The 14,536-nt window shown below is 65.1% G+C and carries 16 protein-coding genes; 3 read left to right on the top strand and 13 right to left on the bottom strand.

Annotated elements, in window-relative coordinates:
* Nucleotides 1-401: 401 nt before the first annotated feature.
* Complete coding sequence (locus tag DTS01S_RS23585) at nt 402-2,279, top strand: ATP-binding cassette domain-containing protein (protein WP_026063010.1); 1,878 nt, start codon at nt 402-404, stop codon at nt 2,277-2,279.
* 74 nt (nt 2,280-2,353) lie between these two features.
* Here DTS01S_RS23585 and DTS01S_RS23590 read toward each other — a convergent pair whose 3' ends face one another.
* The 7 genes from DTS01S_RS23590 to DTS01S_RS23620 form a co-directional block, all read right to left on the bottom strand.
* Nucleotides 2,354-3,487, bottom strand: a complete 1,134-nt coding sequence (locus DTS01S_RS23590; protein WP_034366524.1) for a protein-glutamate methylesterase/protein-glutamine glutaminase — start codon at nt 3,485-3,487, stop codon at nt 2,354-2,356.
* A gap of 15 nt (nt 3,488-3,502) precedes the next feature.
* Nucleotides 3,503-4,240, bottom strand: a complete 738-nt coding sequence (gene cheD, locus DTS01S_RS23595; protein ID WP_016449335.1) for a chemoreceptor glutamine deamidase CheD — start codon at nt 4,238-4,240, stop codon at nt 3,503-3,505.
* Between the two features lie 33 nt (nt 4,241-4,273).
* A complete protein-coding gene (locus tag DTS01S_RS23600) occupies nt 4,274-5,164 on the bottom strand; it encodes a CheR family methyltransferase (protein WP_016449334.1) in 891 nt (296 codons plus the stop codon).
* Nucleotides 5,165-5,190: 26 nt separating this feature from the next.
* On the bottom strand, nt 5,191-5,676 hold the full coding sequence (locus DTS01S_RS23605; RefSeq protein WP_016449333.1) for a chemotaxis protein CheW: 486 nt from the start codon (nt 5,674-5,676) through the stop codon (nt 5,191-5,193).
* 114 nt (nt 5,677-5,790) lie between these two features.
* Entirely contained in the window at nt 5,791-7,995 is a 2,205-nt protein-coding gene (locus DTS01S_RS23610) for a chemotaxis protein CheW (protein ID WP_016449332.1), read from the bottom strand.
* Nucleotides 7,996-8,034: 39 nt separating this feature from the next.
* Nucleotides 8,035-8,397, bottom strand: a complete 363-nt coding sequence (locus DTS01S_RS23615) for a response regulator (protein ID WP_016449331.1) — start codon at nt 8,395-8,397, stop codon at nt 8,035-8,037.
* 52 nt (nt 8,398-8,449) lie between these two features.
* Nucleotides 8,450-8,896: a hypothetical protein gene (locus DTS01S_RS23620; RefSeq protein WP_016449330.1), complete on the bottom strand. Its 447-nt coding sequence runs from the start codon at nt 8,894-8,896 to the stop codon at nt 8,450-8,452.
* Between the two features lie 119 nt (nt 8,897-9,015).
* On the opposite strand from DTS01S_RS23620, the gene DTS01S_RS23625 reads away from it, so the two are divergent.
* Together DTS01S_RS23625 and DTS01S_RS23630 are read left to right on the top strand one after the other, a co-directional pair.
* Nucleotides 9,016-10,164 carry a hybrid sensor histidine kinase/response regulator gene (locus DTS01S_RS23625; RefSeq protein ID WP_016449329.1) on the top strand — a complete coding sequence of 383 codons (1,149 nt, stop codon included), beginning with the start codon at nt 9,016-9,018 and terminating at the stop codon, nt 10,162-10,164.
* A gap of 39 nt (nt 10,165-10,203) precedes the next feature.
* Entirely contained in the window at nt 10,204-10,833 is a 630-nt protein-coding gene (locus DTS01S_RS23630) for a response regulator (protein ID WP_016449328.1), read from the top strand.
* Nucleotides 10,834-10,881: 48 nt separating this feature from the next.
* Here the strand turns inward: DTS01S_RS23630 and fliR are convergent, their stop codons facing one another.
* Genes fliR through fliM form a run of 6 tightly spaced genes read right to left on the bottom strand, consistent with a single transcriptional unit; the run spans nt 10,882 to nt 14,528 of the window.
* Nucleotides 10,882-11,652 (bottom strand): flagellar biosynthetic protein FliR, encoded by a 771-nt coding sequence (fliR, locus tag DTS01S_RS23635; RefSeq protein ID WP_012202582.1) that lies wholly within the window; start codon nt 11,650-11,652, stop codon nt 10,882-10,884.
* 29 nt (nt 11,653-11,681) lie between these two features.
* Nucleotides 11,682-11,951, bottom strand: a complete 270-nt coding sequence (gene fliQ / locus DTS01S_RS23640; protein ID WP_012202581.1) for a flagellar biosynthesis protein FliQ — start codon at nt 11,949-11,951, stop codon at nt 11,682-11,684.
* A 27-nt stretch (nt 11,952-11,978) separates the two neighbouring features.
* On the bottom strand, nt 11,979-12,764 hold the full coding sequence (gene fliP / locus DTS01S_RS23645; RefSeq protein WP_017403975.1) for a flagellar type III secretion system pore protein FliP: 786 nt from the start codon (nt 12,762-12,764) through the stop codon (nt 11,979-11,981).
* Nucleotides 12,757-13,092: a FliO/MopB family protein gene (locus DTS01S_RS23650; RefSeq protein ID WP_012202579.1), complete on the bottom strand. Its 336-nt coding sequence runs from the start codon at nt 13,090-13,092 to the stop codon at nt 12,757-12,759. Before DTS01S_RS23650 ends, fliP begins: the two co-directional genes overlap by 8 nt.
* Before the next feature lie 10 nt (nt 13,093-13,102).
* The gene (gene fliN, locus DTS01S_RS23655; protein WP_016449326.1) at nt 13,103-13,534 is read right to left on the bottom strand and encodes a flagellar motor switch protein FliN; all 432 of its coding nucleotides are present in this window, start codon (nt 13,532-13,534) and stop codon (nt 13,103-13,105) included.
* Entirely contained in the window at nt 13,524-14,528 is a 1,005-nt protein-coding gene (gene fliM, locus DTS01S_RS23660; RefSeq protein WP_016449325.1) for a flagellar motor switch protein FliM, read from the bottom strand. Before fliM ends, fliN begins: the two co-directional genes overlap by 11 nt.
* Between the last annotated feature and the right edge of the window lie 8 nt (nt 14,529-14,536).

The raw sequence follows: 14,536 nt of genomic DNA on the forward strand, positions 1-14,536 counted from the left end.
AGGAATTTCTTCCTTGCTTCTGACTTGCTGCAATCAGCGAAGCCTTGAATTCTAACACAGTTTTTAGCGTCGTTGCAATCAAATTTCTTCGATCTTTTCAACACCAGCGATTTGCATCGCTCTCTTCAGCAGAGCCTTGCATTGTAGCACGTTTTTTCGCGCTGTCTACAAGACTTTTCTGACTCATCGCTGTCTGCAAGGCAGTGTGGCGACGAGGGATCGAACTATAGCATGGGTTTTTACCGATGGCGTGAAATTCGTGAACTTCCTTGCAGACCAGTGAAGAAGCCACCGCCCCGCCCTCTGAAACCCGCCCGGAGCCTGCCCTGCGGGCAGGCTCCGGGCGCGGAGGCCTTGCTGCCTGCACCAGGAATCGGGCCCGCATAGATAATGCGCGCACGATGGCATTGATTACTTTGTTAGACGCCCAACTGGCGTTCGGGCATGTGGCGCTTCTCGACCACGCCCAGTTTTCCCTGGAGAGCGGCGAGCGTGTGGGCCTGATCGGTCGCAACGGCGCAGGGAAGTCCTCTTTGTTGAAGATTCTTGGCGGGCTGGCCAAGGCAGACGACGGGCAGGTCCAGACACAGTCCGGCATCCGCATTACCTATGTGGCGCAGGAGCCGGTGCTTGTGCCCGAGCAGACAATCTTCGAGTCGGCATCCGCCGGCATAGCCGAGGTGATTGCCGTGCGCGACCGCTACCTGGCTGGCGCCGAGGGCGAGGATCTCGATGCGCTGCAGTCCCAGATCGAGGCCTATGACGCCTGGAACTGGGAGCAGCGCGTGGAGGAGACTCTGCAGCGGCTGCACCTCGATCCCGAAGCCGTGGTGGGCACCCTGTCCGGCGGGATGAAGAAGCGCGTGGCACTGGCCCAGGCCCTGGTGGCGAGACCCGATGTACTGCTGCTGGATGAGCCGACCAACCACCTGGATCTTGACGCCATCGAGTGGCTGGAAGAGTTGCTGCTGAACTTCAAGGGCAGCGTGGTGACCATTACGCACGATCGATCCTTCCTGGACCGGATTTCCACACGCATCGTGGAGCTGGATCGTGGAACGCTGCGCTCGTATCCCGGCAATTTCGTCCAGTACCAGCAGACCAAGGAGGATCAGCTGGCCCAGGAGGCCGTGATCAATGCCAAGGCCGACAAGCTGCTGGCCCAGGAAGAGGTCTGGATCCGCAAGGGCGTGGAAGCCCGCCGCACGCGCAGCCAGAGCCGCATCGGCCGGCTTGAGCAGTTGCGGGCCAACCGCGCTGCCCGCCGCGAGGTGCTGGGTGGCGTGAAGATGGACATTGCGTCGGGCCGAGGCGACGGCTACCAGGGCAAGATCGTGGCCGAGCTGACGGATGTGGCCAAGTCCTTTGGCGACAAGAACATCGTCTCCCACTTCACCGCCACCATTTTGCGCGGAGACAAGGTGGGCCTGATCGGACCCAACGGCGCAGGCAAGACGACGCTGCTCAAAATGATTCTGGGCGAACTGGCACCTGACAGCGGCCAGGTGCGGCTGGGGGCGAATCTGCAGGTGGCGTACTTCGACCAGATGCGTCACCAGATCGACATGGATGCCACGCTGGAGGACTTCATCAGCCCCGGCAGCGAGTGGATCGAGATCGGCAGCCAGAAGAAGCACGTGAAGAGCTATCTGTCGGATTTCCTGTTCTCTCCGGCGCGCGCCCATTCCCCCGTTCGCTCGCTGTCTGGCGGGGAGCGCAACCGCCTGTTGCTGGCCCGGCTGTTTGCCCGGCCCGCGAATGTGCTGGTGCTGGACGAGCCGACCAACGATCTCGATATCGAGACGCTGGAAATGCTGGAAGACCTGCTGCAGAACTACGACGGCACCGTTTTTCTGGTCAGCCATGACCGCAGTTTCCTGGACAACGTGGTCACCAGCACCATCGCCTGGGAAGGCCCGGGCCAATGGCGCGAATATGAAGGCGGCGTGCAGGACTGGCTGGATCAGTCCCGCCGCAGCCGCGATCTGGCCGAGGCCGCGCAGCCCAAGCCATCCAAGGAAGAGGCCAAGCCCGTTGCGGCACGCAGCGACGGCAAGCCCAAGCGCAAGCTCAGCTACAAGGAGCAGCGTGAGCTCGATCAGTTGCCCGAAAGCATTGCAGCGCTGGAGGCAGAGCAGAAGTCCATTCGGGAAGCCTTGGCCGATGGTTCGCTGTATGCCAGCGACAATTCCCGCGCCGTTCAGTTGCATCAGCGCGATGGCGAGATCGATGAGCAGCTGATGGAGGCGCTGGAGCGCTGGAGCGCACTGTCGGAGTGAGCTTTCTTCGGACGAAAAAAAAGAGCGCCTGGCGCTCTTTTTTTCATGGGTGCCGCCAGGACCGGCCGTTGCACTCAAATGCGGTGGTGAACCTGGTCCGAACCTATGCGCAGCTTGCCCAGCAAGGCGGAGGCGATCTGGTTGAGGGGCAGCACCTCGTCGGCCGCACCATGGGCGATGGCCTCGCGCGGCATGCCGAAGACGATGCAGCTGGCTTCGTCCTGCACGAAGTTGTAGCTGCCCGCATCGCGCATTTCACGCATGGCGACCGCGCCATCGGCACCCATGCCGGTGAGCATGATGCCGTAGGCGTTGCGGCCCGCACAGGCCGCCACCGACTTGAAAAGCACCTCGACCGAAGGCTTGTGGCGATTCACGGGCGGGCTGTCATCCACCACGGCGACATAGTTGGCACCGCTGCGCTGCACGGAGAAATGCTTGCCGCCCGGTGCGATGTAGGCGTGGCCGGGCAGCAGCCGCTCGCCCTGCTGTGCTTCCTTCACGGTCATCTGGCACAGGCTGTTGAGCCGGGCCGCGAAGCTGGTGGTGAAGCCCGGCGGCATGTGCTGGGTGATGACGATGGCCGGGCAGTCGGCCGGCAGATGGGTGAGCACTTCACGGATGGCCTCGGTGCCGCCGGTGGAGGCACCGATGGCAATCAGCTTTTCCGTGGACAGCCGTCCCAGCAGCGACGCCGGTGCAGCCTGGCGCGGCGCGCTCATGCCAGCCGAGGCGGAGACCGGCGCCACCGCGCTGCCGGTGGCGGGAGCCGCACTGCGCGGAGCGACCGGCAGGCGCCGGACCTGGGCCACGGCAGCAACGCGGATCTTGTCCACGATCTGCGCGGCCAGCTCCTGCAGGCCGTTGGACACGCCCACGCGCGGCTTGGCCACGAAGTCGATGGCGCCCAGCTCCAGCGCGCGCATGGTGACCTCGGCGCCGCGCTCGGTCAGCGTGGAGATCATGACCACCGGCATGGGGCGCAGCCGCATGAGCCGGCCCAGGAAGTCGATGCCATCCATGCGGGGCATTTCCACATCGAGCGTGATCACGTCGGGATTCATCTCGCGGATCATCTCGCGTGCGATCAGCGGATCGTTGGCCGAGCCGATGCATTCCATGTCGTGCTGGCGATTGATGATCTCGGACAGCAGACTGCGCACCAGCGCAGAGTCGTCCACCACGATCACCCTGATTTTCCTGTCCATTCCTTTGAACCTTCCTCAAAACAGGTCGACCGAGCCGCCTGCCGTATTGCGTGCCACGACGGCTGCATTGCCGCGCGTGAATTCCTGCTGTACCAGCTCCTCCGGATGGGCATGTGCCAGGCGCTTGACCATGGCCTTGCCGCTGGCGGGGAAGAACACCACCTTGCGCGGGTAGATGTCCAGCACATCCTCCGAGACGATGGGGATGCGTTCGGTCTGCAGGTACTGCGTGACGAAGGCGGTATTGCGTTCGCCCACGTTCATGGTGGTGAAGTTGTGCATCACCTGCCCGCCGCCGAAGATCTTGGCCTGCAAAGACTCGCGCCGTGCGCCGAGCTTGAGCATTTCGTTGATCAGCAATTCCATGGCGTACGAGCCGTAGCGGCCCGACGCATCAGCGGAGTCGCCGTCGGGCAGCATGAAATGGTTCATGCCGCCCACGCGCATGGTGCGGTCCCAGATGCAGGCCGAGATGCACGAGCCCAGCACGGTGACCAGGATCACGTCCTCGTTGGAGACGAAGTATTCGCCCGGCAGCACCTTGACGGCGTTGTGCTGGAAATGCGGGTCGTAGTAGAAGAACGACGCCTCGCCGGGGTAGCGCTGCTGGCGCTTGAGCTGCTCCAGCGAGGAGCGCGGCACCGGGTCGCCCGGCGCCGGGTAGTCCGCAGCGGTATAGCTGTTGATGCGCGGCGTGCGGCGGCGCTCCGAAGGCGGCGGGGGCGGTGCGAAGGCGGAGCGGTCTCCGATCATGGGAAGACCCCCTTGTGTGCGGCAGGACCTGCGTCAGCGGCGCTCATAGACCGTCTTCCCCTTGAGCGTGAACAGATCGCGCGAGTCGCTGAAGTTCTCGGCATGTCCGACGAACAGCAGGCCCCCGGGCTTCATGACGCGGTGGATGCGCTCCAGCACGCGGCGCTGCGTGGCCGCATCGAAGTAGATCATCACGTTGCGGCAGAAGACCACGTCGAAGGGATCGCGGAACGGCCAATCGTCACGGATCAGATTGACGTTGAGAAACTCCACCAGGCGGCGCAGCTCGGGCTTGACGCGCACCAGGCCCGCATTGCCGGCCTTGCCCCGCAGGAAGAAGCGGTGCAGGCGCTCGGCGCTCATGCCCTTGATGCTTTCGGCGCGATAGACACCGGCCGACGCCGTGTCCAGCACACGCGAGTCGATGTCGCTGGCCTGCAACTGGAAGCTGGGCGTGGCGCCCAGCACTTCCAGGGCCGTCATGACGATGGAGTAAGGCTCTTCCCCGGTCGAGGCCGCGTTGCACCAGACCTTCCAGGCCGTGCCGGCCGGCTTGCTGCGCAGATGCTGGGCAAAGATCTCGAAATGGTGCTGCTCGCGAAAGAACGCGGTGAGATTGGTGGTCAGCGCGTTCACGAACTCCTGCCACTCCACGCCATCGGACTGGGACTCCAGCCAGTCCAGGTAGGTGGCAAAGCTGTCGTAGCCCGTCTCGCGCAGGCGCCGCGACAGGCGGCTGTAGACCATGGCGTGCTTGCCATCGTGCAGGCTGATGCCGGCCCGCTGGTAGATCAGCGCCTGCACGCGGGCGAAGTCCCGCGACGACCATTCGAATTCGCGCCCCTGGGCCAGGGGCCCGTTGGCTGCCCCGTCGTCGGCGACGGGGCGCGCGGCCAGTGCCGCATTGGAAGAACCGGATCGCATGAGGGCGCTCAGTGCAAGAACGGGTCTCAGTCGGCCGAAGCGACCAGGCCCATGTCCACGTTGTTCATGAGCTTTTCGATGTCCAGCAGGATGAGCATGCGCTCGCCCACCGAACCCAGGCCCAGGATGCAGCCGCTGTCGATGGCGCTTTCGATGTCCGGCGCGGGGCGCACGGCTTCGGGAGCCAGCTCCATCACGTCGCTGACCGAGTCCACCACGATGCCCACCACGCGGTTGCGCAGGTTCAGGATGATGACGACGGTGAAGCTGTTGTATTCGACCTGGGAGCAGTTGAACTTCAGGCGCATGTCCACGATGGGCACGATGGTGCCGCGCAGATTCACCACGCCCTTGATGAACTCCGGCGCATTGGCGATGCGCGTGGGCGGCTCGTAGCCGCGGATTTCCTGCACCTTCAGAATGTCGATGCCGTATTCCTCCTGGTCCAGGCGGAAGGTCAGGTACTCGCGCGCGCCGGTGGCGACGCCTGCAGTCTTAGCGATCACGCTCATTGCTCAGCTCCTCAACTGTCGGGCCCGCGCCGTGGTGGCGAAAGCCATGGTTTTTGGCGGCGCGCAGGCTCTGCCTGCGGCTCCGTCGTTTGTCGTCAGGTATCCCTGTCCCATTCAGTGGCGCGCGCGGCGCACCAGCGCACCCGTGTCCAGAATCAGCGCCACCGTGCCATCGCCCAGGATGGTGGCGCCCGAAACGTTGGGCACCTTGCGATAGTTCGATTCCAGGTTCTTGACCACCACCTGGTGCTGGCCCAGCAGCTCGTCGACCAGCAGGGCCACGCGGCTGCCGTCGGACTCGACCACCACCATGATGTTGCTGGACTGGCTGGTGTCGCTGCGCGGCACACGGAAGGTCTTTTCCAGCGCGAACACGGGCATGTACTCGTCGCGCACCTTGACCAGTTGCGTGCCGTTGGCCACGGTGTTGACGTCCTCTTCCTTGACCAGGAAGGACTCGACCACCGAGGACAGCGGCAGGATGTAGACCTCGTCGCTGACGCCCACCGACATGCCGTCCATGATGGCCAGGGTCAGCGGCAGGCGAACGGCCACGCGCATGCCCTTGCCCTGGTTGGACTCGATCTCCACCGAGCCGCCCAGCGCCGCGATGTTGCGCTTGACCACGTCCATGCCCACGCCGCGCCCGGACACGTCGGTCACCACATCGGCCGTGGAGAAGCCCGGCGCGAAGATCAGCTGCCAGACATCCTGATCGGGCATGCTGTCCGAGACATCCATGCCGCGCTCGCGGGCCTTCTTGAGAATCTTCTCGCGGTTCATTCCGCGGCCGTCGTCGCGCACCTCGATGACGATGGAGCCGCCCTGATGGGAGGCTGCCAGCGTCAGCGTGCCATGCTCGGACTTGCCAGCGGCCAGGCGCTCCTCGGGCATTTCGATGCCGTGGTCCACGCTGTTGCGCACCAGATGGGTCAGCGGGTCGGTGATCTTCTCGACCAGACCCTTGTCCAGTTCGGTGGCTTCGCCCAGCGTGATCAGGTCGATCTTCTTGCCCAGCTTGCCGGCCAGGTCGCGCAGCATGCGCGGGAAGCGGCTGAACACGGTGGACATGGGAATCATGCGGATGGACATCACCGATTCCTGCAGATCGCGCGTATTGCGGTCCAGATCGGCCAGGCCTGCCAGCAGTTGCTGGTAGGCCGATGCATCCAGCCCGTGGCTGTTTTGCGCCAGCATGGCCTGGGTGATGACCAGCTCGCCTACCAGGTTGATGAGCTGATCGACCTTGGCCACCGACACACGGATGCTGGTCGACTCCATCTGCGCCTGCTGCGCCTGGGCAGCCGTCTTGGCAGCGGGCTTGGCCGCGGCACCGGCCGGCTGGATGGCCAGCGCGCCGTCGGCCTGGGGCATGCCGGGTGCGCCGTTGAAGAAGCCGTAGGCCTCTTCGGCGGGCGGAATGGCGACCGAGGCCAGGGCGGCGTCGGGATCGTGCGCGGCATGCTCTTCGGCGACGGGGGCTTCGGCCACCTGCACCGCTTCGGTTGCAGGAGCGGCCCCGGCCGCCTCATCGGCTGCCGTGATGCGAACCTGCTCCTTGGCCACGTGGAAGGCGAACAGATCGAGCAGGTCGTCGTCGGTGGACGAGGTCTGCACGGCAAAGAGGCGGCTTTGCGGCTGATCGCAGGCCAGGTCCTCGATGCGGCCCAGGCCGGGAATGTCGCGGAACAGTTCCTTGATGGCCTCGGCCATCTCCAGACGCTCCAGCGGACCGATCAGGATGTGCAGCGAACGGCCGCCACTGGCGGGTGCCGTTCCGACGGCGCCGCCCGATACGGGTGCGGCAGGCGCGGGCGCCTCGACCGGCGTTGCCACGGGAGCAGGCGCCGGTGCCGGTGCGGCGGCCGGGGCGGCTGTTGCAGGCACGGCACTGCGGCCTTCTGCCAGCATCTCGATGCGCGCCACCAGATCCGTGGTGGACAGGGCCTCGCCCTCGTTGCCGGCCTGGTGGCGTGCCAGCAGGCTGCGGCTGGCATCGGCCGACTCCAGCAGCACGTCGACCATTTCCGGAATCGGTGTGATCTCATGCCGGCGCAGCCGGTCGAGCAGCGACTCCATGCGGTGCGTCAGCTCGGTCACATCGGCAAAGCCGAAGGTGGCCGCGCCGCCCTTGATCGAGTGCGCGCAACGGAAAATGCCGTTGAGCTCCTCGTCGTTGGCCGCCGACAGATCCAGATTCAGCAGCATCTGCTCCATCTGGTCGAGGTTCTCGGCCGCTTCTTCGAAGAAGATTTGATAGAACTGGCTCAGGTCGAAGTCTGCGCCCGCTCCTGCCCCATCCTGGTGTAGATCCGCCATCTTTGGTCCTGCTGTTTCCTGTTGCCCGTACTTATCGGCTCAACGCATTACTTTCTGAATGACTTCGATCAAACGGTTCGGATCGAAGGGCTTGACCAGCCAGCCCGTGGCGCCCGCAGCGCGTCCGGCCTGCTTCATCTGGTCGCTGGATTCGGTGGTGAGAATGAGAATGGGCGTGTTCTGGAACTTCGGGTTTTCGCGCAGCTTGCGCGTCAGGCCGATGCCATCGAGGCGCGGCATGTTCTGGTCGGCCAGCACCAGATCGACTTGTTCGAGCTGGGCCTTTTCGAGCGCATCCACGCCGTCCACGGCCTCCACGACGCGAAATCCCGCTCCTGCGAGGGTGAACGCCACCATCTTTCGCATCGAGGGGGAATCATCAACAGCCAGAATCGATCGCATGTATAGCTCCAACAGACGGGCAATAAAAGGTGGATGGGTGCATGGTCAGCGGTCAGAACAGTTCGACCGAGCCGGCATCCATCTCGCTTTGCGTGACGGGATTGGGCCGGTCGGGTATCGCCGGCAGGCCCAGGGAATCGTCCTCTCCCTCGTCCACACCCATGGTGGCTGCGGCCAACTGGAACGCGCAGCCTTGCAAAATCTTCGTAATATGGGCGATCAGTTGGGAGGACATGTCGTGAAACTGCAACTCGGTCACCGCCAGCCTCAACGTGGACCGGGCGGCATCGAGCTGGGGCAAGGCGGCTAGCGCCTCGCCGGCCAGCTGGCCATGGGTCTCGTCGAAACGGTCCAGCAGGTTCTGCGTTGCGTGATTGAGAAGGCCTTCCAGGCGCTGCAGATCGCGCATCGCCACCAGCAAGGCATCCTGCAGGTCTGCGGCCACCATGACGGGCATGGGGACGGCAGGCTCGCCTGAAGGCTTGTGCATTGACTGCATTGTTACTCCACCACCAACGTTTCAGCCCAACGTGCGCCGTGCCTTGCAGCACGGCCAACCCTTGTCAATCGTTCACGGGAATGCCGCGCATCCCTTGGTGTACACGACCATTTGCATTTATGTTCCAAAATGTATCTCATGATAGCGCCCCCGGGGATGCCAGACCACCGCACAAGCCCTTGCGCATACTGCACATCGAGGATTCGGCCGCTGACCAGGCGCTGGCGCGGCTGAGCCTGCTGCGCGGCGGGCTGGTCTGCGAGATTGTCGTGGTCGACACGCTCGATGATGCCGCAGCTGCGCTGCACAACCAGGCATTCGACCTCATCCTGGCCGACTACCACCTGCCCGGCTTCACGGCGCTGGATGCCTGGGAGCTGGTTCGCCGCCAGCCCGGGCATCCGCCCTTCGTGCTGCTGTCCGGCGCCATCGGCGAGTCGGCCGCCGTGGATGTGATGCGCGAGGGCATCAGCGACTATCTGCTCAAGGACCACATCACGCGCCTGCCCCATGTGGTCTCGCATGCGCTGGAAGTGCACGAGGCCCGCCTGGCACGCCGGCGCGCGGCGGCCGAACTGGCGGCGTCCGAGCGGCGCCTGGCCGACCTGACCGAGCACCTGCAGACCTCCACCGAGCGCGAGCGCGCCAGCATCGCCCGCGAGATCCACGATGACATCGGCGGCTCGCTGACCTCGGTGAAGTTCGACGTGGCCTGGATCGCGCGCAATGCGCCCGAGGGCGGGCTGCGCGAGCATGCGCTGGCTGCGCTGGAGATGCTGGAGCACGCGCTGGGCGCCAGCCAGCGCATCATGATGAACCTGCGCCCGCCCGTGCTGGACCAGGGACTGGTGGCCGCCGTCCAGTGGCTGGCCGAGAATTTCGAGCGCCGCACGGGCGTGCCCACCCGTGTGCGCAGCAGCCGCGAAAGCATGGACATCGCGCCCGACATCCAGGTCGTGGCCTACCGCACGGCCCAGGAGGCGCTGACCAACGTCGGCAAATATGCCCAGGCGCGCCATGTGGACATCGATCTCTCCGACCGCGAAGGTTTTCTCACGCTGGAGGTGACGGACGACGGCGTGGGCCTGGCCGACGGCGCCCGCGACAAGCCCGAATCCTTCGGCCTGCGCGGTCTGGGCGAGCGCGCGCGCACCGTTCGGGGCTGGCTGGATGTCAGCAGTCAAGCCGGACGCGGAACCTCGGTCATCGTCTCCATTCCGCTGGACGATGGCGGCGCTTGCCCTAATATCCCGGGCAATGAATGCTGAACGCCATGGCGGCGTGACCCTTTTTCCAGGAGGCCGACTTTGATCCACGTGGTGCTGTGCGACGACCATGCGGTGCTGCGCCGGGGCATCCGCGACACCCTGGCCGAGGCAGTGGACATCAGCGTCACCGCAGAAGCAGGCAGCTATGCCGAGCTGCGTGAACAGCTGCGCACCGCCGCCTGCGACGTGCTGCTGCTGGACATCAACATGCCCGGCCGCAGCGGCCTGGAGGCCCTGGCCAGCGTGCGCGAGACCCATCCGCTGATCAAGGTGCTCATGGTCTCCATGTACCCCGAGGACCAGTACGCGCTGCGCTGCCTCAAGGCGGGCGCCCAGGGATATGCCAACAAGGCGGGCGATCCGATGCTGCTGATCGAGGCCGTGCGCACGGTGGCCACGGGCCGCAAGTACCTGACGTCCGAAGTGGCCCAGATGCTGGCCGACAGCCTGGCCCAGCCCGCACCCCAGGTGCCGCATGAAAGCCTGTCCGAGCGCGAGCTGCAGACGCTGATCAAGATCGCGGCCGGGCAGCGGCTGACCGACATTGCCACCGAGCTGATGCTCAGCCCCAAGACCGTCAGCGTCTACCGGGCGCGCGTGCTGGAAAAACTGCAGATGAGCAGCAACGCCGAACTCACGGCCTACGCCATCCACAACCAGCTGATCTGAGGCTTTTGCGGCCGCCAGAGCGGAAAATCTGTTGTTTTTCACAACTGCTTACATTGAGGTGCCAAACACCGCGATGCCGCGCTGCAGCAAGGCGACCAGGGGCTGCTCGAGCAGCGGCAGCGTGGCCATCAATCCCGTCAGGCCCACGGTGAGCGTGACCGGGAAGCCCACGGCATAGATGTTCATCTGCGGTGCCACGCGCGAAATGATGCCCAGCACCAGGTTCACGAACAGCAGCATGGCGACCATGGGCAGGGCGATCCAGAAGGCGCTGGCAAAGACCGCCGCCCCCATCTCGTGCAGCCGCATCTGGTTGATGGCCTGCAGGAAGCTGCCGTCCACAGGAAACGCCTCGTAACTCTTGAGCACGGCCATCAGCACCAGCAGGTGTCCGTTGATGACGATGAACAGCAGCGTGGAAATCTGGACCATGAAGCGCGCCACGGCGCTGAGCTGGGCATTGGTCGTGGGATCGAAGAAGCTGGCGAAGTTCAGGCCCATCTGCAGGCCGACCACCTCGCCCGCCACCTCCACGGCGGCAAACACCAGGCGCACGGCAAAGCCCACGGCCAGTCCCACGCCGACCTGCTGTATCAGCGTCCCCAGCGCCTGCGGCGAGTTGATGCCGATCACGGGCTGGTCGCCCAGCACGGGCTGCGCGCACACCGCGACCAGGAAGGCCAGGCCGATCTTCAGCCGCATGGGAATGACGCGCTGCGAGAACACGGGGGCCACGGAGAACATGGCCAGCACGCGCAGAAACGGCCAGAGAACGGGCGACAGCCACGCCACCAGTTGGGCTTCGCTGAAGGTGATCACAGTGGCGTTTCCAATGCGCGGCGAAGGGCTCAGCCCACCGCCTGCGGAATGGTCTCGATGGTGCGGCGGATGAAATCCACCAGCGTGCTCAGCATCCACGGACCGGCAATGGCAAACACCAGCACGGCGGAGATGAGCTTGGGCACGAAGGCCAGCGTGGCCTCATGCACCTGGGTCACCGCCTGGAAGACACTGACGGCCAGGCCCACGGCCAGCACCACGCCCAGCACGGGCATGGAGATCATGAGCAGCAAGGTCAGTGCCTCGCGGCCGAAGGTGAGCACGTATTGGGAGGTCATGGAAGGATTTCCAAAGAAAGAGCGGGGCTAGACGGCGAAGCTGGCGGCCAGCGATCCGATGAGCAGGTTCCAGCCATCGGCCAGCACGAAGAGCATGAGCTTGAACGGCAGGGCCACCAGCACGGGCGACAGCATCATCATGCCCAGCGACATCAGGATCGAGGACACGACCATGTCGATGACCAGGAAGGGGATGAAGATCATGAAGCCGATCTGGAACGCCGTCTTCAGCTCGCTGGTCACGAAGGCCGGCACCAGCACGCGCAGCGGCGCGGTCTCTGCGGTGACGCCGGCTTCGAGCTTGGCCAGGCGCGCGAACAGCGCAAAGTCCGACTGGCGCGTCTGCTTGAGCATGAAGTCGCGCATGGGCGCCTCGGCCTTTTCAATGGCCTGCTCGAAGGTCGCGGCATTCGTGGTGTAGGGCACATAGGCCTCCTGGTACACGCGGTCCAGGGTGGGTCCCATGACGAACAGCGTCAGGAACAGCGACAGGCCGATGATCACCTGGTTGGGCGGCGCCGACTGCGTGCCCAGCGCCTGGCGCATCAGCGACAGCACGATGACGATGCGGGTGAAGCCCGTCATCATCAAAAGGATGGCCGGCAGGAACGACAGCGCCGTGAAGAACAGCAGGGTCTGGATGGGCACCGAAAAACTGGTGCCACCGCTGCCCTGGCCGATGACCAGCGGCAGGCTGGCGGGCGCGCCCTGCGCCCAGGAGGCCAGGGGCGTGGCGCAGCACAGCGCCAGCGCTGCGGTGCCAGCGGCCTGGCTCAGCGTGCGCGCCGGGCGCTTGCAGGAATATTCAGACATTCGCACCGTCCGCAGGCAGGCTGCGCGCTTGCGCCATCGCAGCCGAAAAATCAGCAGGGGCCGGGGCCTGCAGCACATGCAGGCACTGGATGCTTTGCGCCGTGACGCCCAGCACCAGCCGCACGGTCTGCGCGCCCTCGCCCACTTCCACCGTCACCACCCGCTGCTGCGGGCCCACGCCCACGGCGCCCAGCACCCGCGACTGCAGGCCGGCTGCGCCACGCAGCGCAGCCGTGCGCTGCTGAAAGCGGCGCAGCAGCCAGGGCAGAGCAGCCATGGCCGTGACCAGGGCCACGACCGTGAGCAGGGTCGGCCACAGCGGGCCCATGCCGGCGCTCTCAGCCACGGCTGACCCGGCGCAGGCGCTCGGACGGCGTGACCACGTCGGTCAGGCGGATACCGAACTTGTCGTTGACCACCACCACCTCGCCCTGGGCGATCAGGTAGCCGTTGACCAGCACGTCCATGGGCTCGCCGGCCAGTGCGTCGAGTTCGACCACCGAGCCCTGGGCCAGCTGCAGGATGTACTTGATCGGCACCTTGGTGCGGCCCAGTTCCACCGACAGCTGCACCGGGATGTCCAGCACCATGTTGATGTCGTTGACCGGCACGTCGCCGCCACCGGCGTAGGGGCGCACGGGCTCGCCCGTCAGCGGGCCGCCCTGTTCCGCCTCCAGCTTGGCGTCGCGCTCGCGCTGCTCGTCCAATGCCTCTGCCCATCCCGAGAACGGATCGTCGCCAGCGGGCTTTTGCGTGTCTTCAGTTGCCATTGTTTTCTCCCATCCAGCCAGCATCGGCACCGCGCAGGCAGTGCTCGACACGGATTGCATACTTGTCGTTGTGAGTGCCGTACTGGCACTCGAAAATCGGAACGCCGCCGATGGAGGCGCGGATCAGCGGCTCGCGGTCGAGTTCGATGAAGTCGCCGGGGCGCATGGCCAGCAGCTGCTCCACCGTGGCGTCGGCGCGCGCCAGTTCGGCCACCAGGGTCACCTCGGCGGCCTGGATTTCGCGCTTGAGCACCTTGACCCAGCGGCGGTCCACTTCAATGGAGTCGCCCTGCGTGGAGGAGTACAGGACATCACGGATGGGCTCCAGCGTCGCATAGGGCATGCAGATGTGGATGGAGCCCGAGATGTCGCCGATCTCCAGCTGGAAGGCCGTGGACACGACGATTTCGCTGGGGGTGGCAATGTTGGCGAACTGCGGCTGCATCTCCGAGCGCTGGTAGCCCAGCTCCAGCGGATAGATGCCGTGCCAGGCCTTCTTGTATTCCTCGCAGATCACGTTGACCAGGCGGTTGATCACGCGCTGCTCGGTGTGCGAGAAATCCCGCCCTTCGATGCGTGTCTGCAGCCGGCCCGTGCCGCCGTACAGCGTGTCGATGACGCCGAACACCAGCGAGGGATCGCAGACCACCAGGCCGCTGCCGCGCAGCGGGCGGATGGCGACGATGTTGAAGTTGGTGGGCACCACCAGTTCGCGCAGGAAGGCGCTGTAGCGCTGCACCGACACCGTGCCCACCGACACCTCGGGGCTGCGGCGGATGAAGTTGAACAGGCCGATGCGGAAGTTGCGGGCAAAGCGCTCGTTGACGATCTCCATCGTCGGCATGCGCCCGCGCACGATGCGCTCCTGGCTGGAGATGTCGTACTGGCGGATGATGCCCGCCTCGACCTCCTCGGTCGTGGATTTCTGGCTCTCGCCGGTCACGCCCTCCAAAAGGGCATCGACTTCTTCCTGGGAGAGAAACGAATCGCTCATGGCGCCTT

It is taken from the genome of Delftia tsuruhatensis NBRC 16741 (genome assembly GCF_001571325.1).
GTDB classification, from domain to species: Bacteria; Pseudomonadota; Gammaproteobacteria; order Burkholderiales; family Burkholderiaceae_C; genus Comamonas; species Comamonas tsuruhatensis.